This is a genomic window from Natrinema hispanicum, assembly GCF_004217335.1.
In the GTDB taxonomy this organism is placed as follows: domain Archaea; phylum Halobacteriota; class Halobacteria; order Halobacteriales; family Natrialbaceae; genus Natrinema; species Natrinema hispanicum.
The window spans coordinates 186,721-204,457 of sequence record NZ_SHMP01000003.1; the positions used below are offsets into that span (position 1 = coordinate 186,721).

Here is a 17,737-nt window from a genome sequence, read left to right on the forward strand (position 1 = left end):
TGAACGTGCCGGATCGGCGACTGGACTACAAGCCGGCCGCTTAGACCGCGATTCGCTCGCCCAGTTCGGGCGCTGTCGCGTCGTAGCCGTCCGCGCGCAGTTCCTCGGCGAACGCCTCGCAGCGGTCTCCGTGGTTGACCAGAATCGGTGTGTCAGTGTAGGACTCGAGGAACGACCGAACCCCGTCCCGGTCGGCGTGCGCGGAGAAGTCGTACTGTTCGACCTGTGCGCTGACCCGCATCACGCGACCGTCGAGCTCGGCGCTGCCGGTCTCGAGCAGGTCACGACCGGGTGTCCCCTCGACCTGATAGCCGGTCATGGCGATCTTGTTCGTCGGATGAGAGCGGATCGCGGGGACATAGGTCATCGCGGGCCCGCCGTGGAGCATCCCGCTGGTGGTGACGATCACGGTGTTCTGTTCTGCGATCCGCCGGCGCTGGCCGTCGCGACCGTTGACGAACCGGGCGTTGCCTTTCGCCCGCCGCAGGAGGTCGGGATCGCGCAGGAAGTCGCGATTCTCGTCTCGAAGGAAGAGTTCCGTGACGCGTTTGCCCATGCCGTCGACGTAACACTCGAGGTCGTATTCCTCGCAGAGACAGAGCACCTCCTGGGTGCGGCCGATGCCGAAGGCGGGGACGACGACAGTGCCACCCTCCCAGACAGTGGTCCGGAGGCTCTCGGCGAACTCGCGTTCGATCTGTTCGCGCGGCGGTCGCGTCACGTCCGAGTAGGTGCTCTCACAGAGGACGGCGTCGGCCTCGGGCCGGGCGGTGGTTCCGGCGAGCAATCGCTGTTCGTCGGTGTGAAAGTCGCCAGTATAGAGCAGGCGAGTGTCGCCATCGTCGACGAGGACGTGTGCGCTGCCAGGCACGTGGCCAGCGTCGAAAAAGGTTATCTCGTAGCCTGCGGCCTCGAAGGGCTCGCGGTAGCCGTGGGTCTCCGAGACTTCTGCGACGCGTGCGAGTTCCGCCTCGGTAAACGGACAGTCGTAGCTTCCGCCGTGGAGTTTCAGCGTGTCGCGGGCCAGCACCATCGTGAGGTCGTACGTCGGCGGCGTCCAGTGGATCGACGGCCGCGAGTCACCCGATAGGAGCGTCGGGATGGAGCCGACGTGATCGAGGTGGCCGTGACTGACGGCGACGGCTTCTGGATTGACATCACCGACCGGAAACGCCGGCGGGTTCCCCGAATCCATCCCGAAATCGAGCACGAGCGTGTCGTCGATACAGATCGCGCTCCGACCGATCTCTCGTGCGCCACCCAGCAACTGGACGTCCATGACGACCGAGTTGGGTCTCGATCGGTTTGCCTTCACTGGTTTCGGACGCGGAGACGCTGTCAGGAACTGTTCGAGCGCCGGTCGTCTGTGCCAGCCATCTGGGCGGCAGTTCGCTCGGTCAACCCGATGAGATAGACATCAAGCAGACAAACGAGGAGGATCGCAAGCGGCACGGCCACGTCGGCGTAGCTCACTGCGTCGAACTGCAGTGCCGTCACGACGAACGGTTCGCCCGGCGCAAGCGCCCCCGACAGCGACCGGGCGCTCAGAAACGCGAGTGCGAGTGCATACAGGACGAACCAGATCGCGCCACGTTTCCACCGTCCGAGATAACAGTGGCCGAGGCCGGCGACGAGCGCCGAGAGCGGATACGCCGGCCAGACCGGTCGCGACAGCTCACTCATTGTACAGCCCTATGTCGTGGAAGACAATCGGTGTTGCCCTATTTCCGATACTTCCGAACGCCGAACCGCTCGTAGTCGCCATATGCGAGCTCGAGCGAGCCAAGCCACCAGTTCCATCGCTCTGCCGGCGTGCCCTCGGGGGCGTCCGATAGCTCGTCGATGACGAACTCGGTCGTCAGCGTCGTGCCCATGTCGGCCTCGTACTGGCTTGAATCCGCGAGATCGACGGCCTGCCGAACGACGACCCGTGACTGGCTGGCCGTGCCGCCGAACTCCTCGCGGAGTCGCTCCTCGAGCCGCTCGGGATCGATGAACACACGTCGACGTAGGGAGTCCACGTACTTGACTGTTCGAGCGGAGTCGCTGTCGATATGAAACAGCGTGACTCTGTGTTCCTGGCCGGGAAGACGGCTCGAGCACCGCGAGAGTCGTCCGACTCGGGGAAGGGCAGGCCGTTTACCGATATTCACCGCGAGCGAGGCCGCAGGCCGAGCGAGCGGGCCGACGACCGACCCGGAAAGCGCGGCGCTTCGCGCCGCGTTGAGACGAGCGGCAAAGCCGCGAGTTAGGGGAGGGAGGAGTGCTTTTGATCGACCTTTTACCGAGCGACGCGACGGCGTGTGGCAGCGAAGCTGCCGTCGCCGTCGCTGAGCGCAGCGCAAAAGGTCGGTTCCGATCGATGATCTTTTGAGCGACGGCCGTCTTCCGTCGTGCATGGCAAGTTTCACTGTCGTTGTCGGCGATCCCGACTCGGGGATGGCCTATCAGCTCGAGGCAGAGGACCAGGACGCAAACCGGTTTATCAGCAAGTCGATCGGCGACGAAGTCGACGGCGGTTCGGTCGGTCTCGACGGCTACACGCTCGAGATCACCGGCGGCTCCGACGAGGCGGGTCGCCCGCTCAACGGCGAGGTTGCCGGCCCGAACCTGCAGGAAGTGCTGATGGAAGACCGACAGACCGGCTATCACCCCGAGCGTGACGGCGAGCGACGCCGCATCACGGTTCGCGGCCGCGAAGTCTCCGATGCTGTCGCCCAGATCAACGCCTCGATCACCGAGCGCGGCAGCGCCGACGTCGACGACCTCCTCGGCGAGGGCGAAGACGACGACGAGTAACTCGCGTCGACTCACTCGATTCATTTTCAATGGCTGACCGAATTGCGAGCGATCATCCATCGGTAGAGACTATCCGGTCGACGTGTACGGAGACGGCAACCGGCGTCAAACTCGCGGTGCCGGCCGACGACCGCGATGCGTTTCCGGCAGACGAGGTCGTCCGGATCGTCCTCGATGGCGAGGAACTGTTTGCACACGTCCAGCGAGCGCTGACTGGCGACGAGCTATCGATCCCGGGCGTCTACGAGACACCGGCTAGCGCTCGCGATCCAAGCGGTGCGAGCGATCAGCTCACCGCGTGGACCGACGACCACAACGTCTCCGCGGGCGGGTCGGTGCTGGTCGATGTCGTCGAGCCCGACTTTCTCTACGGGCTTCGCGCACCCGGCGAGACGGCCTATTACGACGCTCGAGAGCCACCACGCGATAGTTTGAGTGAAATCGCGAAGGACCTCGAGGACCAGTAGCGACGAGCGGCCCTGTCTTCGCGTGGCGCTTGCGTCGCGAGAGACGAGAGGAGACGAATACCGCCCTTTTTCCACCTCGAGTGCCAACCGACGGCCATGAGTACCCAACGCGAGGAGTTTCTGGCCGGCAAGCGGCCTGATGACGTCGCGCTCTTTCTGGCAGCATCGTACGTGTCCGACGACCGACTCGAGCAGTTCGGCGAGCGCGTCGACGACGGGACGCTGATCGTCGTCGATGGCGAACGCGGTCGCAACGCCTTCAAAGCGGCGACCGGCACCGGTGCGATGGAGTTCGCCAAGTCCGCAATGAGTACCGAAGGCGAGATCGACGACGATCTCGCAGGCGGGCAGTGTCCGGACGCCGATGCCGACGCCGACGGCGAGCACGCAATCCAGTACGTCTTCGCGTTCGCCGAGGAACAAAACGAGTCGGTCGGCGGCATCTACGCCGACGGCGACGTGGTCCACGCCTACGCACAGTGTACGTGTGGGACGGCGTTTTCCGATCGGTGGAACGCGACCGACGCTGAAGCGTAAGCAATCGATTGCCATCGTCGATCGCTTCGCGATCGACACGCCGGGGGTGAGACCGGCAGCCGTCGGGCAACAGCTTTTGTCACACGATCGCATAGGAAACGAACGATGAGTTCGACCGAAACCCCGTACGAGACCGGCCGCGGGTTCGGTCTCTCGAGCCGCGAGGCGCGTGTAATCGGCGGCGCGAGCGCCCTCATGGCACTCAACGTGGTGTTGATGTATGTCCTCGTGACGACCCCGCTCGCAGCGGTCAACGACGTTTTGTTTTCGATTCCGATCGTCGGCGCGCTCGTCTACGGTGTGGCCATCGTAGCCGGCCAATGGATCGCTGAACGGGGTGTCGAAGGCGGTGAGACGGGACTCGCAGTCGTCGGAACGGGAGTGTTACAACTGGCCTTCGGGATCTTCGGAGCCGGCGTGCTTCGCTTTGCGCCTCGAGAATCTCAGTTGACGATTCTCGTCGTAACGGCGGGTATCGTCGCTGTGATCACTGCCGTCATCGCGGCCTACGTCTACGCCCGGTCGAAGACGTTCGAGCGTTGGGGGTCGTACGCCAACTACGCGTTTATCGGCGGACTCGTCGCGATTCTGATCGGGACGTTCATCGCGCCGGTGTTGCTCGTCGGCTTCGTCCTCATCTTTCTCGGGTTCTTCCTTCGACTGGGATGGGAAATCTGGAAGGTTCGGGATCGACGGGACGCGTCGGTGACGCTGCAGACGATCGGCGTCTACATCGCCGTCGCTGGCGTCTTCGTCCACGTCCTGCAGTTGGTGATGCGGTATCTCGCGTCGCGACAGTAACAGAGAGAGACGATTACGCGTCGGCGTCCGTGTCTTCGGCTGCGTCCGCTTCTGTGACGACCTGCCGGAACGCATCGAGGATGACCTGTTTCGTCACGGCCCCGCGGGTCGTCCAGTGGTTCGCGTAGTCGAGCATGTCGTCGTAGATGTCGGGCTTACAGCCCGCAGCCTTGGGGTGGCCGCCACCGTTTACTTTCCCCGCGACCTCGTGGCACCGATCGAACTCGTCGGTGCCCCGGATCGAGGCCGAGCCGGCAGGTTTGACGATCACGGAGGCGTCGGCACCCTGCTCGCGCATCGCTTCGGCGACTTCGTTCTGTGAACAGCGGCCGTAGGTGATCCCGACCGTGTAGCCGCCGATCTCGCGAAGCTCCGCTCGACCGACTGCCTGTTCGATCAGCGCCTCCTTCTCGACGCGGCGCTCTGCGATGTACTCTTGGACCCACTCGGGCAGGTCGACGCCGTACTCGCGGACGACCTCAACGTACTCGGCGGGACCGGTCCAGTAGGCGTAGTCCGCCAGATCGTCGCTGCGCGGGTCCTCGCGCAGCCAGAGGTCGTGATCCCGAGTGACTGCCGCCAGTTCCTCGTACATCGGCCCGAAGTCGTACTCGAGCGAGCGATAGACCACGTCAGCGCTACACTCCTCGTCGGAGTCACCGACGACGAGATCGACACCGGCGTCTCGAACTGCCTGTGCGACATCGTCGCCCCACTGGTGGTGGTCGTACCACGCGACGCTGTCGGCGGTCTCGAGAGCTGCCGCGAGTTCGTCTTCGACGTACTCGTAGCGATCCGGTGCGAGGTCACAGACGAAGAGATCGATCCCGTCGTCGCCGTACTCGGCGACGCGAGCCAGCGCGTCCTCGACGTCGTGGGGGCTCGCGGGGATGAGCGCGACGGAGTGAGGTGTCGGCTCGGGCTCCTCGAGGGGCTCGTCGGCCTCGTTATCGTCACCCTCGTCATCATCCGGTTCCGGGACGTTCTGGATGTCGTCATAGGCTTCGCGAAGCAGGGCGACACAGGCCAGTCCGTCGGCGTCCGGGTCCGCGATGACCGCGACCTCGGCCCCTTCGAGGGCGGCTTCGGTCTGTTGTGCTTCGAGGTCCTCCTCGAGCGTGTCGGGCAGGAAGAAGCCAGTTCCCGGCAGCACGGATTTGCGCGCGAGCGGCAGATCGCCGCTCTCGATGAGTTCGTCGTACATGGTACGTGCTGGGTGTCCTGCCGGGAAGTAACCGCCGGTCTCGGGTGCCGGAGGCGAGTATCGGAGCGTCGACCTGCCGCTTGCCGATGCCGATCAGGAGTCGGCGACCGTCTCGTCACCGTCGGTCGCAGAATCGAGTTGCCGGACGGTCAACACGGGGACGGGTGACGTCCGGACGATGCGCTCGGCGACGCTGCCCAGCAGCAGGCGGTTCTCGCCGTGGCGGCCGCGGGTGCCAGTCGCGATCACGTCGGCGTCGACCTCGCGGGCGTACGCACAGATCTCGGCGGCGGGTCGTCCCTCGCGGATCTCGGTAGTAACCTCCTGATCGGCGCGCTCCTCGACGGTCCCGAGAGCGGCGTCAGCAGTCGTCTCGAGAGCGGTGCGGAACTCGTCTTGGAGTTGCTCCGGCGAGGCGTCGACCTCGCTGGCGTCGATGACCGACAGGGCGTGGATGTCGGCCTCAAAGCGGTCTGCAAGATCGAGTGCGACGTCGACGGCCCGTTTGACGCTGTCGGAGCCGTCAGTAGCGACCACGACCGTATCGAACATACCGACGACTTACGCTCGCGGTCGCTTAAACGTCCCCGTTCGGACAGGCGAAACAGGCGACAACCGTGTGAACGTACAGCGAGCGGGCACAGCGTGGGGTGGGTTTTTTGCCACGGAACACTCACTGCCGTGTATGGATGCCAGCGAGCCGTTTACCGTCGACACCGTTCTCGCGCCGGTCGACGGCAGCGACGAATCAGCCACCGCCGTCGAGTACGCTATCGCCGTCGCCGACCGCTACGATGCGGCCGTCCACGCGCTTTTCGTCCTCGGACGTGGCGTCGTCTACGGTCTCGATAACGGCACTGTCGACGAGGCCGATATCGTCGAGACGACACAGGAGTTTTTCGACGATGCCCGTACGCTCGCCGCCGAGGCTGACGTCTCGCTGTCGACCTCCGTCGACGACGGCTTCTCGAAAATGCGGAAAATGCGCCACCCTGGCAACGTCGTCCTCGACACCGCCGATTCGATCGACGCCGACTTCATCGTCCTCCCTCGAGAGCCCGTGACCGGTGCTGAGGTGGAGGTCCTCGAGGATGCCGCAGAATACGTCCTCTCGTACGCGAGCCAGCCAGTCCTCTCGGTGTAGCCGCCGTCGTTAGTTGTCGAGCAGGATCGCCATCTCCTGTTCGAAGCTCTCGGTCCCGGTCGACTCGAAGCCGACCCGTTCGTAGAGGGCGATCGCCGGGTTGTTCCAGCGTTCGACGGTCAACCACACGCGTCTGATACCGAGATCGGTGGCGTGGCCCAGCAGGTTCTCGAGCAGGACTGTCCCGATACCGGCCTGCTGGTAGGCCTGCAGGACGAAAATCGCCAGTTCCCACTCGATGCCGCTTTTCGCTTCGATCGCGTCCGGATCGTCGCTATCGGGGACGAGCATCGCGTGGCCGATGGCGTCGCCGTCGTGGAAGGCGACGACGGTGACGCTGTCCTCGGCGATCGTCTCGAGCCAGTTGCGGATGCGGTCCGCACCGGTCGGCGGAATCCCCTGTGCCCGATCGGTGGGATCGAACTCGACGTACATCTCGACGACATCGTCGAGTGCGTCGTCGGCGAACGCCGCCGGTGCGCGGATCTCGATCGACCGTCCCTCCCGGTCTTCGAACGTCGTCGGCGGCGAGGGGAACGGACCGGACGGCTCGTCCGGATACTGACGCGATCCGACCATCGTTATCGCACCAGTTTGACCGTTGTCGGGGCGTTCAACAGGACGAACTCCGTGATCGGCCCGAGCTGGATTTTCCCCATCGGGCTCAGGGTGCCACCGCCGATGACCAACTCGTCGAACTCTCCTTGCTCGGCATAATCGACGAGCGCACTTCCGGGGTCACCCTCGAGCGTCTCGACGGTGGCGTCGTCGAGGCCCGCTTCCTCGAGGTGCTCGACCGCCAGATCGTGCGTTTCGTCCTGTGAGCGTTTCGACTCGGGTTTGTCGACGATAACGACTGTCAGGTCGTCGCCGACCTCTTTCGTGCGGTCGATGGTCCGTCGAAGCGTCTTCACCGACTCATCGCTTCCGCCGAGACCCAGCAACACATTCATACAGGGCACTGTGAGCCCATGGACGAAAACGGTTATGCCGCTTGTCCGCTCGATGCAGCAGCACAACCGGGGCTGTGAGTGAAACGCCGTCGCAGACGCGACGCATGACGACGCTGTTAAGAATGAGTAGTGAGTACGATGACCGAATGAGTAATGCGGCGCTCGACGTCGTGGAGTTCCTGCTCACGACGAGCGTGTATTCGGACGACCGGACGCTAGACGAGAACGATCTCCCGCCGTCGTTCCGCCGCGTATACTGGACCGGCGGCGTCGACGACGACAGCGGAGACGGGGAGAACAGCGGTACCAACCGCAAACCCGCTGGAATCAGTCGTCCGCTCTCAGTAACGACCACCACAGCGCGCGAAGCGACCGATATCGACCGCCCGTGGGAGGCCATCGCCGAGCTGATGTTTACCGAGCGCGACGAGTTCTCCGGCACGATCACCCTCGCCCAACAGGAGATGGCCGAAGAGTGGTTCGCCGAGCGCGTCGACGAAGACCGGTTGCTCGAGAACCCAACGCTCGCGAAATACTTCGAACGCCACGACGACTACGACTTCGATGTCACGCACGAGGAGGCCCGCGAGTGCAACCGGCCGATTCAGGCCGACCGCGTCTGGATCGACGGGTTGCTCAACCAGTACTTCGACGAGGACGACGACGAGGAGATGCTCGATCTCGTCGAAGTGCGCGCCCCAGAGGAGGTCGAGACCTCGCTCGACGACCTCGTGCTCACCGACGACCAAGAGAACGAACTCGATAAGATCTCGAAGGCGATCGAACACCGCGAGTACCTCTCGAACATCGGCCTGCGCGAGATCGGGAAGCTGCTGTTCGTCGGGCCGCCGGGCACGGGCAAGACCTCGACCGCACAGGCGCTGGCTCAGGACATGGACCTCCCGTTCGTCGAGGTCAAACTCTCGATGATCACCTCGCAGTACCTGGGGGAGACGGCGAAAAACGTCGACAAGACCTTCGAGGTCGCCAAGCGGCTCTCGCCGTGTATCCTCTTTATCGACGAGTTCGACTTCGTCGCCAAGACCCGGCGCAGCGACGAACACGCCGCACTCAAACGTGCGGTCAACACCCTGCTCAAAAGCATCGACAACATCTCGCTGATCGAGGACGACGTCCTGCTCATCGGCGCGACGAACCATCCGGACCAACTCGACGACGCCGCCTGGCGGCGCTTCGACGAGATCATCAACTTCCCAAAGCCCGACCGCGGCATGCGGGCGGACATCCTCGACGTTATCACCCGCACGATGGATATCGAGGAGTTCGATCCGCAGCTTATCGCTGAAGTCACGCAGGGCCTGACCGGCAGTGACCTCCGGATGGTCCTTCGGGAAGCCGTCCTCGAGGCACTGACCGAAGACCGGACGACGCTGACCCAGGAAGATCTCCTCGACGCCGTCGAGGAGTTCGAGGAGCGCGACACCTTAAAGAACATGGACATGATGGGCGGCGATCACGACGCGCTCGTCGCCGGTGGCGGCGATCTCGGCGATGCGGCCAGCGACGGTGGCCACTCACACGACCACGACCACAGTCACGATCACTGACGGACGGTCGGCTCAGACGTCGCTTGCGGTCTGTCTTTTCCGACGCGGATTAACTGCACTGACCGACCCAATCGATAGAAGATCCGCTGTCCGACAGCAGCCGCCGTCTTACTCGCCGTTTAGCTCCGCGTCCTCGAGCAACGCCCAGAACCGCTCGGTATCGCCCTCGAAGCGCTCGAGCAGGTCGCGCATCTCGTCTCGGAGGTCAGCGGTCACAGTGACGTGGACCATGCCCTCGTCGGGCTGGCCGTAGACGACGCTCGCGCCTTCGGGCGCGGCGACGATGGCGGGCAGCGCAACCAGATCCTCCTCGCCGTCGACCAAGATCGTCGTCGGGTCGTCCGCCGCGAGCGCACGCCGAAGCGCCCGCACGACCGGCGCGGCGAGTTCGGCCGGTGGATTGGTTACCTCAAGGCTCGCGCCGGCCGTGACCGCCTCGCGGATCTCTGCGTCGACGGCCTCGCGTTTCGTCCGCCCGTCGACGAGCGCCACGTCAGGCTGGCGGCCCGCTTCCAGGAGGTGATAGGTGACGACGTCGCCGACGGCGATGATGGGACCGTCGACGGCCTCGAGCAGTCGCTCGGCGTCGGTCTCGATCGGGCCGAGCGGCTCTTTGAGCTCGTGGCGGAGGTCGTCAGGCAGGACAAGCAGCTGTTCGTCGGCGGGCATCTCGTCGGCTGGCTCGTCGCGAGTCACGGCTGTCAGCGGACTTTCAGCGCGTACGCACCCGGTTCGGTGATCTGCATCTCCGACGCGATTTCGCTTTCCTCGGGGTGGGCGATGATGACATAGCCCGCCCAGTCTTCGGTCAGCGACGAGGAGTTGCAGGCCTCACAGGTCTCGTTGTCCGGTTCGTTGACCCGGTGGCACTCGCGACAGACGAGGCGGTTCGATGCCATGGTTATTCACCTGCGGTCGCTTCGCGTTTCTCGCGTTCCTCTTCGAGCCACTGGTGTTTGCCAAGGCCGGGCTGTTTCGCGGTGAGACCGATCTTCGAGTCACGCGGGTTGCGCTCGTCGATGCTCTTGGTGACGATGCGGGTCCGGACGGCGTCGTCGACGCCGAGGGTCCGGTCGGACTCGTTCGAGGAGAGCTGCTGGTTTTCGCCGTCGAAGGCCAGATACTCGTCGCTGATCTGGGAGACGTGGAGCAGCCCGTCGACGGGACCGATGCCGACGAAGGCACCGAACTCGACGACCTCGACGACGGTGCCGTCGACGACTTCCTGCATCTGTGGATCGAACGTCACCGCATCGAACTCGGCCTCGTAGTAGACGCCCGGCCGGTTCGGGAGCACTGCTCCCTCGCCGATGTCGTGGACCTCGGTGACGGAGACGATGCTCCCGACTTCTTCGTCCATCCGTCCCTCGAGTTTGTCCTGGAGCAGTCGCTTGACCAACCCCGGCGACACGTCGCCGAGCTCTTCCGGCGGTACTTCTACCGTATCCTTCAATCTAACCCGTTTGTACATCTATGGTTGAGTGATCGCTAACTTGTTTCTCCCGCGTAATGCAATTACCGGTCTGCTCGCTTCGAGCACCCGATCGCGCAGCGGGCGGTCGTTCGTGACGACGTAGTCGACGCCGCCCTCGCGGGCGAGTTCGACCAAGGCGTCGTCTGCGTACGATGCTTCCGTGTCGACGACGAGACAGCGTTCGGTCGCCAGATCGTGGCCCACGGTTGCGGCCGTTCCCTCCTGGCCGCCCTTCTCGGAGAGCCGACGGAGTTCCTCGAGGACGGCCTGTGGGAGTATCGGCTCGTAGGCATCAAGCAGTCGCTCGAGTTCGTCGAACAGCCGGACGTCGAGTTCGACCGGCATCATGAGCGCGCTCGTATCGAGGGCGACCCGCGGCGTCTGCATCGATTTCAGTCCGTCAGTGTTCCCAGTCCGATCAGCCGCCAGCGGGCACCGATGCGGCGGTTGATCGCGATCTTCGTTCCCGGTTCGGCGGCGACGGGCCGTTTGAGATTGACCTCACACTCGCCTTCGCGGGCGCTGGTGACGGCACCGACGGTCGTCGCCGTGCCGACGGTCATCATCAGCGGTTCGCCGGTACTGATCTCGTCGACGGTTTCGCCGTGTTCGGCCCCGACAACCCGCTCGAGCAGGTCGACGTCCATGGTGAACTGCTCCCACGTCGGCGGGAGCGAGCCTGGCGGCCCGGCTATGCGGCCCGCCAGCGCGTCACCTTTGGTGAGCGAGGGGTCGAGCCCAGTGCCGACGCCCAGCAGGCCACCCGGCGTGACCGTGTCGACCGTCTCGCCGCCGGCCTGCAGCGAGCGGATCGTCGTCTCGATCGGGACGTACTCGGTCTGACCGCCCTCCTCGACCTCGCGGCCGGGGCGGATCTCGATCTCGTCGCCAACCTCGAGTTCACCCTGCACTAAGCTGCCGCCGAGGACGCCGCCGGAAAGATCCGCCGCGGTCGTACCGGGCTTGTTGATGTCGAAACTGCGGGCGACGTGCATCCGTGGGTCGGCGTCAGGATCCCGGTCGGGGGTGGGAATCTCCTCTTCAATCGCCTGAATGAGGAGATCGAGGTTGACCTCCTGACCCGCGGAGACGGGGACAATCGGAGCGTCTTCGGCGACCGTGCCGGCGACGAACTCCTTGATCTGTTCGTAGTTGTCCCGGGCCGTGTCGGTGTCGACGAGGTCGACCTTGTTCTGAGCGATGACGATGTTGTCGATGCCGATTATATCGAGCGCCATCAGGTGCTCTTCAGTCTGGGGCTGTGGGACAGGCTCGTTGGCGCTGACGACCAGCACCGCGCCGTCCATCAGCGAGGCACCCGAGAGCATCGTCGCCATCAGGGTCTCGTGACCCGGGGCGTCGACGAACGAAACGGTCCGCAACGGCTCGCTTTCGGAGCCATCCGGACACTCCTCCGTGACGGTGTAACATTCGGGTTCCTCGAGCCCCTCACAGTGACGGAACGTCGCGTCGGCGTAGCCGAGTCGAATGGAGATGCCGCGTTTCATCTCCTCTGAGTGCTGGTCCGTCCACGAGCCGCTGAGGGCTTGCACCAGCGTCGTCTTGCCGTGGTCGACGTGGCCGACGAGCCCGATGTTCACCTCCGGTTGTCGATTTCCTACCATAAGACGATGAGTAATCTTAGGTAGTGATTCCGCTGTGCGCTTGATAAAGGTTGCGAGCTATGCTTTCGTCGCTGCCGACCGATGTCGAACGAATTCCGCCTCGAGTCGCCGAACCCGACGACTTTTCTCGCAGCCGCCCCTCCTCGATACCGTGTCCGAGTTCGCGTTCGAACTCGAGTTGTGTGCCCACCTCGAGTCACGCCGGGAGGGGATCGTCGCCCGCCAGCTCGGCGCGGGCGTTGCCGCCCCCGGTGGCCGCATCCTCGATGTCGTCTGCGTCGCGCCCGGCCCTGCGTTCGACGAACGCGTCGCGATCACGAGCGAGTCGATCCCCGACGCTGCCATCGAATCCGCCGTCGGCACCGGCCGGGCGCGCTACTGGAAAGACGCCTTCGACTGCCATCCCGACCGGGCACGACGTGCCGTCGACCGCGCGCTCGAGGTCGGCTTTTTCGAACGCGATCACACCGCCAGCGCAGCGGCCAATCGCGAGTACGTCCGCCAAACCGCCCGGTATCCCGACTGGTACGGTCGGCTCGTCGGTATCGAGAACAAACCCGATCTGGGCCGGCCTGGCGACCTTGAGGCCCAACTGCGAACGGACGTCAGCCTCGCCGTGGTCGACGCGGTCGTGCTCGCGACCGAGAGCTACGTGACTCGCGCTCACTTGAACCGGCTCCCCGAGGAAGTCGGCGTCTGGCGCGTTCATCGCGACGATACGGATCGCTCGCTCGAGATCGAGGAGATCCGCGAGCCGGCATCGCTGCCGGTCGACCAGCCGGGGATCGAGCCCCTCGCGTTCCGGCCGGGTCGCACCGACATCGAGATCGTCTCTCCGCAGGCGAAACAACGAGCACGCCGGCGGCTCGTCGAGCGCGCCTACGGCAAGGGCTGGCGAACGTACGAATTCCCTGCAGTGTGGGGCCTGCCAACCAGCCGATCAAAACGGTGCGACGCTCCCCTACTGTGCGTGGGCAGACAGGGTCGTCGACGCCGCGGCGGAGTGTGGCCCATCGTGTCCGGGCTACGAGCCGGCGACGGCTCATGGGGTCTATCTCGAGGCCGAACGCGACCGACAGACGGCATGGGAGGCAGACCCCGACGGCACCCGTCGTCGACAGGCCGGCCTCGATCAGTTCGGGTAACGGACCCGCCCGTCGACTCGAGGATCTGTTCCGACTGTTCTCATAGCACGTACTCCTCGCCGTCGACCGCGAGCGGTTCATCGAACGCCTCCTCGGCAGGATAGTAGTGTGCGAGGTGGACAAGTCGCGTTCGGTCAGCGTTCAGCTCCTCGGCCATCGCGAGGGCACCCTCTCGCGTCATGTGTTTGGTCCCGAACGTCCGGGGAATCCCCTCGGCATCCTCGTGGCGACCGCCGATCGGATGATACTCACAGAGGTCGGCAGGAACGATGCCATCGGCAAGCAACAGGTCAGGGTCAGCCAGCACCTCGAGAGACGCCTCGGGGATGTCGTAGCTCGTATCGCCCGTGATCGACAGCGCCGCTCCGGTCACGGGGTCCTCGACGCGAAGGCCATAACAGACCAGCGGCGGGTGATCGACCGGCACCAGCGTCACCTCGAGCCCACAGATCGAGACTGGCTCGAGCGGCGTCGTCGGAACCACAGTCAGCGGATCGAGGTAGTGGTAGTCGTCGTCGACGGTCTCGGCGACGCTCTTGCCGGTCTTGGGATCGGTCTCGTCGGCTGCATAGACCTCGAGCGAGTCGAGGACGCGAAAGACGTTGCCGAGCCCGTCGAGGTGGTCGAAGTGGACGTGCGTGATCACGGCAGCGTCGGGCAACGACACGTCGTCGCGGAGGAACTGATAGCGAAAGTCGGGACTGAAATCGATCAGCAGCGACTCGTCGACGCGCTCGTTTTCGACGTGGACCGAGAACCGCGTTCGCTCGAGGCCGCGTTCTCGTGCCGCCGTGCAGGTATCACAGTCACAGCCGACGGTCGGCGTGCCGGTCGTATCACCGGTTCCCAACAGCGTCACTCGCATCGGTCGCTCGTCCCTCCACGACTCGTTCGAGATCGATGCGGTGCCGGACTGCTGGCTCGGGCCCTACACATACGCTCGCCCTTCCTCGAGCGCCGTCCGGACGAACGGGTGGTCTGCGTTTGCGTCGACTCGCTCGGCGGGCAACACGTACACCGAGATGACGACGCCGTGCTCTCTCCCGACGGCCTCGGCTTCGGCCTCGAGGGCGCGTTCGGTTTCCGGATCGTCGTCTGCGAGGACCACCAGTATCTCGACCTCGGTGTGGACGCCGCGGTCGTCGCCGCGGACGGCGTCCCCAAACGCGACGAGTTGCCGAATCGACTCGCCGTGAGCAGCCTCGGCCCGACTGGCGAACGCCGTCGCAGCGTCATCCTGTGGCGCTCTCTCACTCATACGTCCTGATAGACACCCGTCGCATAAAGGGTATACTGTTACCGGACATCGCACGAGCTCCGCGTGTGGCGAGACACACGACGAGCCGTGCCATCTCGAGAAGCTATTTAGGCTGCGCCGGAAACGTGGCGGACATGTACGATTTCGTCGTCGTTGGCGTCGGGCCACCGGGTGCGCGCTTTGCCCGCCGGGCTGCCGAGGACGGCTACGACGTGCTCGCCCTCGAGAAGGGCCGTATCGGCGAGCCCCTTGCCTGTTCCGGCCACGTGAGCACCGACATCTGGCAGTTCACGGGGCCAGGTGCTCGCGAGAAGCTGTTTCAAAACGAGATCTACGGCGCACGATTTCACGTCGGTGGGCCCCGAAGCGACGCCTACCCGTTTTACAAACAGGAGGTCGCCTCGAACGTCATCGACCGCGTCGGACTGGATCGCCACCTCGCCGAACTGGCCCGGGAGGCAGGCGCGGACGTCCGTGAGGACCACACTGTTACCGAGGTCACCGAACACCACGATCGCGTCGCAGTCGTCGCGAACGGGCCCGATGGCGTCGTCGAGTTCGAGGCGAAGCTGGTCGCCGGCTGTGATGGACCACGCTCGAGGGTTCGGGCCGAACTCGGCCTCCCCCAGCCCGACGAGTTCCTCCACGGTGTGCTCGCCTTTTCGGAGGAGGACGATCATCAGGATTTCGTCGATGTGCATCTGACCCCGCCGACGTTTTTCGCCTGGCGCATTCCACGCGGCGAGGCCGGCGTCGAGTACGGCCTCGCGGCCCCGCCGGGCGTCCACGTGACCAAACACTTCGAGGACCTGATCGACGGCTACGAGGTCGACGTCTCACATCGGTGCTCGGGTGCGATCCCGATCGGTCCACCGGATCGGGTGACGACCCAGCGGGCGTTTCTCATCGGCGACGCGGCCGCCCAGACCAAGCCCTTCACCGGCGGTGGCATTCTCTACGGCATGACCAGCGCCGACCACGCCGCCCGCGAGATCGACCCCGATCGGCCGACCACGCTCGCGGCCTACGAACGCGTCTGGCGCGACGACTTGGCACGCGAACAGCAACTCGGCCACTGGATTCGGCGTGCCTACTCGCTGCCCGAGCCGATCCAGCGGCTCGGCCTCGGCGCACTGTCGGGCGAGATCGGCGTCCACATGGATCGCCCGACATCGCTGCTCTCGCTCGACCATCTCAAGACGGTGCTGCCCGGGCGGTGAGCGGGCGGCCCGCTGTCAGGCACGGGCCTTCGAGACCCGAAGCGGACCGTCCTGAACGTCGGTTTCTTGCCCGTTGGCAGTATCGCCCTGCTCGGGACGCCCGCGCTCTTCGGCGACGATGTACTGGACCTCGACGACGATCGGATCGTCGGTATGTGGGCTGATCTCCCTGTAGAGGTGGTCGGCGAGTCCCGGTTCCGTCCCGGCATTCTGACTCGAGACCGTGACGATGACTCTATCGACCGACTGCACCGGATAGTTGCCGTCGAGTTCGATCACGATGTCTTCGATCTCGAACTCCTCGTACCGGGGGTCAGTCAGGACGTCCTCGACCTCCGCTTCGGTGGCCGACTCGAGTTCGGTCGTATGAAAGTCGAGCAGAGTAACGCTTGCAAGCGGGACGGCAAGCACCAGCAAGCCGATCCCGAAGATCGCCGCGTAGGTGTAGGTCGGTGTTCGCGTCGGCGACACCTCGAACAGCCCCTGGGGCCGATAGCCGGCGACCCACAGCGTCGCCAGCGCAGCCAGATTGACCGACAGGAGGTTAACGACCACGAGGACCGCAGCGCCGGTCGCCGCACCAGACATCCCCCAGGCGACCGTGATCCCGACCGCAGCGGAGGGCGGAATGAGTGCTGCGGCGATCATGACGCCGACGATGGCTTCCGAAAAGCCCCGCGTGAGACTCAGGATGCCGGCGATCCCGGCACCCAGCGCGACCGCCAGCGAAAACAGGTTCGGCGAGACCCGCTCCTCGAGTTCCGTAGCGACGACGATGTCGACCCCCGCGGGCTCGAGGCCGGCCAGCCGAGCGAGCACCGCGAGCCCGATCGAAGCGGCGACCACCAGCCCGACGCCGACGAGCTGATAGCGAAACCCCGTGGATTTGAGCCGGGCGTCGCCGGTGACGATGCCGATGTTGGCCGCAAGCGCAGGACCGAGCAGCGGCGCGATGACCATCGCACCGATCACGACCGCCGGCGAGTCGGCCAGCAGGCCGGCGGTCGCGACGACGGCACTGATCAACAGCATCGCGGCGTAGATCGGAAACGGGGGCGTAAGTTCGTCGGCCTTCGTGCGTAACACCTGTCTCGAGGTGCGCGCGCCGGTCTGCCCGCCGTAACTGTACTGTTCCTGTAGCGTCGCAAACCCCTCCGAGATGACCGTCTCGGCGTCGATCACGACGACACGAGCCTCGTCGCCGACGCCGGTTCGCTTGAGCCGGTCGAGAAGTGGCTCGACGGCCTGAGTCGGGATTGGAAACCGAACGACAGCGGTGTATTCCCGGCCACTGGTTTCGTCACTGATGACGTAGTCGATCCCTTCGTCCTCGAGGATATTGAGGACGGCCCGTCGTTTCCCCTCTGGAACCGTGATCTCCAGATACCGCATACGGGGGCCACGCTCGACCAGCCGATAGTACCCCGGGCAGCAGTGGACGGGTGTCGCTCGAGCGTCGGTGTGGCCGTCTCCGCTGGCTGTGGTCGCGCGGCCGACTGTTCGTCGACGCGGCCGGGCAGTGGATTATCACCGATCCCGACA

23 protein-coding genes and 1 pseudogene are annotated in these 17,737 nt (G+C 64.9%); 9 read left to right on the forward strand and 15 right to left on the reverse strand.

Annotation, left to right across the window (positions count from 1 at the left end; translation table 11 throughout):
• Window positions 1-40: 40 nt before the first annotated feature.
• Genes BDK88_RS01595 through BDK88_RS01605 form a run of 3 tightly spaced genes read right to left on the reverse strand, consistent with a single transcriptional unit; the run spans window position 41 to window position 2,000 of the window.
• Window positions 41-1,279 (reverse strand): MBL fold metallo-hydrolase, encoded by a 1,239-nt coding sequence (locus BDK88_RS01595; protein WP_130498865.1) that lies wholly within the window; start codon window positions 1,277-1,279, stop codon window positions 41-43.
• Window positions 1,280-1,338: 59 nt separating this feature from the next.
• Window positions 1,339-1,683, reverse strand: a complete 345-nt coding sequence (locus BDK88_RS01600) for a hypothetical protein (RefSeq protein ID WP_130498866.1) — start codon at window positions 1,681-1,683, stop codon at window positions 1,339-1,341.
• Window positions 1,684-1,721: 38 nt separating this feature from the next.
• On the reverse strand, window positions 1,722-2,000 hold the full coding sequence (locus BDK88_RS01605) for a hypothetical protein (protein ID WP_130498867.1): 279 nt from the start codon (window positions 1,998-2,000) through the stop codon (window positions 1,722-1,724).
• A gap of 54 nt (window positions 2,001-2,054) precedes the next feature.
• On the opposite strand from BDK88_RS01605, the gene BDK88_RS01610 reads away from it, so the two are divergent.
• From BDK88_RS01610 to BDK88_RS01630, 5 genes are all read left to right on the forward strand, one after another.
• The gene (locus BDK88_RS01610; protein WP_130498868.1) at window positions 2,055-2,252 is read left to right on the forward strand and encodes a hypothetical protein; all 198 of its coding nucleotides are present in this window, start codon (window positions 2,055-2,057) and stop codon (window positions 2,250-2,252) included.
• A gap of 145 nt (window positions 2,253-2,397) precedes the next feature.
• Window positions 2,398-2,799: a 30S ribosomal protein S6e gene (locus tag BDK88_RS01615; RefSeq protein ID WP_130498869.1), complete on the forward strand. Its 402-nt coding sequence runs from the start codon at window positions 2,398-2,400 to the stop codon at window positions 2,797-2,799.
• A 29-nt stretch (window positions 2,800-2,828) separates the two neighbouring features.
• On the forward strand, window positions 2,829-3,266 hold the full coding sequence (locus BDK88_RS01620) for a DUF7112 family protein (protein ID WP_130498870.1): 438 nt from the start codon (window positions 2,829-2,831) through the stop codon (window positions 3,264-3,266).
• Window positions 3,267-3,362: 96 nt separating this feature from the next.
• Entirely contained in the window at window positions 3,363-3,803 is a 441-nt protein-coding gene (locus BDK88_RS01625; protein WP_130498871.1) for a DUF5807 family protein, read from the forward strand.
• A gap of 105 nt (window positions 3,804-3,908) precedes the next feature.
• Window positions 3,909-4,604 carry a hypothetical protein gene (locus tag BDK88_RS01630; protein ID WP_130498872.1) on the forward strand — a complete coding sequence of 232 codons (696 nt, stop codon included), beginning with the start codon at window positions 3,909-3,911 and terminating at the stop codon, window positions 4,602-4,604.
• 13 nt (window positions 4,605-4,617) lie between these two features.
• Here the strand turns inward: BDK88_RS01630 and BDK88_RS01635 are convergent, their stop codons facing one another.
• Together BDK88_RS01635 and BDK88_RS01640 are read right to left on the reverse strand one after the other, a co-directional pair.
• Window positions 4,618-5,808: a DHH family phosphoesterase gene (locus BDK88_RS01635; protein WP_130498873.1), complete on the reverse strand. Its 1,191-nt coding sequence runs from the start codon at window positions 5,806-5,808 to the stop codon at window positions 4,618-4,620.
• Between the two features lie 93 nt (window positions 5,809-5,901).
• The gene (locus BDK88_RS01640) at window positions 5,902-6,360 is read right to left on the reverse strand and encodes a universal stress protein (protein WP_130498874.1); all 459 of its coding nucleotides are present in this window, start codon (window positions 6,358-6,360) and stop codon (window positions 5,902-5,904) included.
• 133 nt (window positions 6,361-6,493) lie between these two features.
• On the opposite strand from BDK88_RS01640, the gene BDK88_RS01645 reads away from it, so the two are divergent.
• On the forward strand, window positions 6,494-6,952 hold the full coding sequence (locus BDK88_RS01645) for a universal stress protein (protein WP_130498875.1): 459 nt from the start codon (window positions 6,494-6,496) through the stop codon (window positions 6,950-6,952).
• A gap of 9 nt (window positions 6,953-6,961) precedes the next feature.
• Here the strand turns inward: BDK88_RS01645 and BDK88_RS01650 are convergent, their stop codons facing one another.
• The gene (locus BDK88_RS01650) at window positions 6,962-7,531 is read right to left on the reverse strand and encodes a GNAT family N-acetyltransferase (protein WP_130498876.1); all 570 of its coding nucleotides are present in this window, start codon (window positions 7,529-7,531) and stop codon (window positions 6,962-6,964) included.
• Between the two features lie 2 nt (window positions 7,532-7,533).
• Complete coding sequence (locus BDK88_RS01655) at window positions 7,534-7,905, reverse strand: universal stress protein (protein ID WP_130498877.1); 372 nt, start codon at window positions 7,903-7,905, stop codon at window positions 7,534-7,536.
• A gap of 146 nt (window positions 7,906-8,051) precedes the next feature.
• Here BDK88_RS01655 and BDK88_RS01660 point away from each other — a divergent pair, with 146 nt between their 5' ends.
• On the forward strand, window positions 8,052-9,473 hold the full coding sequence (locus tag BDK88_RS01660) for an ATP-binding protein (protein WP_130498878.1): 1,422 nt from the start codon (window positions 8,052-8,054) through the stop codon (window positions 9,471-9,473).
• Window positions 9,474-9,581: 108 nt separating this feature from the next.
• On the opposite strand, the gene BDK88_RS01665 is transcribed toward BDK88_RS01660, so the two are convergent.
• From BDK88_RS01665 to BDK88_RS01685, 5 genes are read right to left on the reverse strand one after another with little or no spacing between them, the layout of a single operon-like run.
• The gene (locus BDK88_RS01665; RefSeq protein ID WP_130498879.1) at window positions 9,582-10,169 is read right to left on the reverse strand and encodes a GTP-dependent dephospho-CoA kinase family protein; all 588 of its coding nucleotides are present in this window, start codon (window positions 10,167-10,169) and stop codon (window positions 9,582-9,584) included.
• Window positions 10,170-10,174: 5 nt separating this feature from the next.
• Entirely contained in the window at window positions 10,175-10,372 is a 198-nt protein-coding gene (gene spt4 / locus BDK88_RS01670) for a transcription elongation factor subunit Spt4 (RefSeq protein ID WP_130498880.1), read from the reverse strand.
• A 2-nt stretch (window positions 10,373-10,374) separates the two neighbouring features.
• Window positions 10,375-10,944 carry a DNA-directed RNA polymerase gene (locus BDK88_RS01675; RefSeq protein ID WP_130498881.1) on the reverse strand — a complete coding sequence of 190 codons (570 nt, stop codon included), beginning with the start codon at window positions 10,942-10,944 and terminating at the stop codon, window positions 10,375-10,377.
• Complete coding sequence (locus BDK88_RS01680; RefSeq protein WP_130498882.1) at window positions 10,945-11,334, reverse strand: PIN domain-containing protein; 390 nt, start codon at window positions 11,332-11,334, stop codon at window positions 10,945-10,947.
• Between the two features lie 5 nt (window positions 11,335-11,339).
• Entirely contained in the window at window positions 11,340-12,572 is a 1,233-nt protein-coding gene (locus BDK88_RS01685; protein ID WP_130498883.1) for a translation initiation factor IF-2 subunit gamma, read from the reverse strand.
• 151 nt (window positions 12,573-12,723) lie between these two features.
• Here BDK88_RS01685 and BDK88_RS01690 point away from each other — a divergent pair.
• A pseudogene (locus tag BDK88_RS01690) lies at window positions 12,724-13,717 on the forward strand (DUF5787 family protein).
• A 40-nt stretch (window positions 13,718-13,757) separates the two neighbouring features.
• Here BDK88_RS01690 and BDK88_RS01695 read toward each other — a convergent pair.
• Both BDK88_RS01695 and BDK88_RS01700 read right to left on the reverse strand, forming a co-directional pair.
• On the reverse strand, window positions 13,758-14,582 hold the full coding sequence (locus tag BDK88_RS01695; protein WP_130498884.1) for an MBL fold metallo-hydrolase: 825 nt from the start codon (window positions 14,580-14,582) through the stop codon (window positions 13,758-13,760).
• A gap of 63 nt (window positions 14,583-14,645) precedes the next feature.
• Complete coding sequence (locus BDK88_RS01700; protein WP_130498885.1) at window positions 14,646-14,975, reverse strand: hypothetical protein; 330 nt, start codon at window positions 14,973-14,975, stop codon at window positions 14,646-14,648.
• A gap of 134 nt (window positions 14,976-15,109) precedes the next feature.
• Between BDK88_RS01700 and BDK88_RS01705 the strand changes: the two genes are divergently transcribed.
• Window positions 15,110-16,195: a geranylgeranyl reductase family protein gene (locus BDK88_RS01705; protein ID WP_130498886.1), complete on the forward strand. Its 1,086-nt coding sequence runs from the start codon at window positions 15,110-15,112 to the stop codon at window positions 16,193-16,195.
• Between the two features lie 15 nt (window positions 16,196-16,210).
• Here the strand turns inward: BDK88_RS01705 and BDK88_RS01710 are convergent, their stop codons facing one another.
• Entirely contained in the window at window positions 16,211-17,587 is a 1,377-nt protein-coding gene (locus BDK88_RS01710; RefSeq protein ID WP_130498887.1) for a TIGR00341 family protein, read from the reverse strand.
• Between the last annotated feature and the right edge of the window lie 150 nt (window positions 17,588-17,737).

What these genes read in the sequence shown, in the direction of transcription:
- BDK88_RS01695 (WP_130498884.1), bottom strand. Translation starts at nt 14,582, where the DNA reads ATGCGAGTGACGCTGTTGGGAACCGGTGATACGACCGGCACGCCGACC.
- BDK88_RS01700 (WP_130498885.1), bottom strand. Translation starts at nt 14,975, where the DNA reads ATGAGTGAGAGAGCGCCACAGGATGACGCTGCGACGGCGTTCGCCAGT.
- BDK88_RS01620 (WP_130498870.1), top strand. Translation starts at nt 2,829, where the DNA reads ATGGCTGACCGAATTGCGAGCGATCATCCATCGGTAGAGACTATCCGG.
- BDK88_RS01595 (WP_130498865.1), bottom strand. Translation starts at nt 1,279, where the DNA reads ATGGACGTCCAGTTGCTGGGTGGCGCACGAGAGATCGGTCGGAGCGCG.
- BDK88_RS01705 (WP_130498886.1), top strand. Translation starts at nt 15,110, where the DNA reads ATGTACGATTTCGTCGTCGTTGGCGTCGGGCCACCGGGTGCGCGCTTT.
- BDK88_RS01710 (WP_130498887.1), bottom strand. Translation starts at nt 17,587, where the DNA reads ATGCGGTATCTGGAGATCACGGTTCCAGAGGGGAAACGACGGGCCGTC.
- BDK88_RS01635 (WP_130498873.1), bottom strand. Translation starts at nt 5,808, where the DNA reads ATGTACGACGAACTCATCGAGAGCGGCGATCTGCCGCTCGCGCGCAAA.
- BDK88_RS01675 (WP_130498881.1), bottom strand. Translation starts at nt 10,944, where the DNA reads ATGTACAAACGGGTTAGATTGAAGGATACGGTAGAAGTACCGCCGGAA.
- BDK88_RS01615 (WP_130498869.1), top strand. Translation starts at nt 2,398, where the DNA reads ATGGCAAGTTTCACTGTCGTTGTCGGCGATCCCGACTCGGGGATGGCC.
- BDK88_RS01630 (WP_130498872.1), top strand. Translation starts at nt 3,909, where the DNA reads ATGAGTTCGACCGAAACCCCGTACGAGACCGGCCGCGGGTTCGGTCTC.
- BDK88_RS01650 (WP_130498876.1), bottom strand. Translation starts at nt 7,531, where the DNA reads ATGGTCGGATCGCGTCAGTATCCGGACGAGCCGTCCGGTCCGTTCCCC.
- BDK88_RS01640 (WP_130498874.1), bottom strand. Translation starts at nt 6,360, where the DNA reads ATGTTCGATACGGTCGTGGTCGCTACTGACGGCTCCGACAGCGTCAAA.
- BDK88_RS01625 (WP_130498871.1), top strand. Translation starts at nt 3,363, where the DNA reads ATGAGTACCCAACGCGAGGAGTTTCTGGCCGGCAAGCGGCCTGATGAC.
- spt4 (WP_130498880.1), bottom strand. Translation starts at nt 10,372, where the DNA reads ATGGCATCGAACCGCCTCGTCTGTCGCGAGTGCCACCGGGTCAACGAA.
- BDK88_RS01680 (WP_130498882.1), bottom strand. Translation starts at nt 11,334, where the DNA reads ATGCAGACGCCGCGGGTCGCCCTCGATACGAGCGCGCTCATGATGCCG.
- BDK88_RS01600 (WP_130498866.1), bottom strand. Translation starts at nt 1,683, where the DNA reads ATGAGTGAGCTGTCGCGACCGGTCTGGCCGGCGTATCCGCTCTCGGCG.
- BDK88_RS01645 (WP_130498875.1), top strand. Translation starts at nt 6,494, where the DNA reads ATGGATGCCAGCGAGCCGTTTACCGTCGACACCGTTCTCGCGCCGGTC.
- BDK88_RS01660 (WP_130498878.1), top strand. Translation starts at nt 8,052, where the DNA reads ATGAGTAATGCGGCGCTCGACGTCGTGGAGTTCCTGCTCACGACGAGC.
- BDK88_RS01610 (WP_130498868.1), top strand. Translation starts at nt 2,055, where the DNA reads ATGAAACAGCGTGACTCTGTGTTCCTGGCCGGGAAGACGGCTCGAGCA.
- BDK88_RS01655 (WP_130498877.1), bottom strand. Translation starts at nt 7,905, where the DNA reads ATGAATGTGTTGCTGGGTCTCGGCGGAAGCGATGAGTCGGTGAAGACG.
- BDK88_RS01685 (WP_130498883.1), bottom strand. Translation starts at nt 12,572, where the DNA reads ATGGTAGGAAATCGACAACCGGAGGTGAACATCGGGCTCGTCGGCCAC.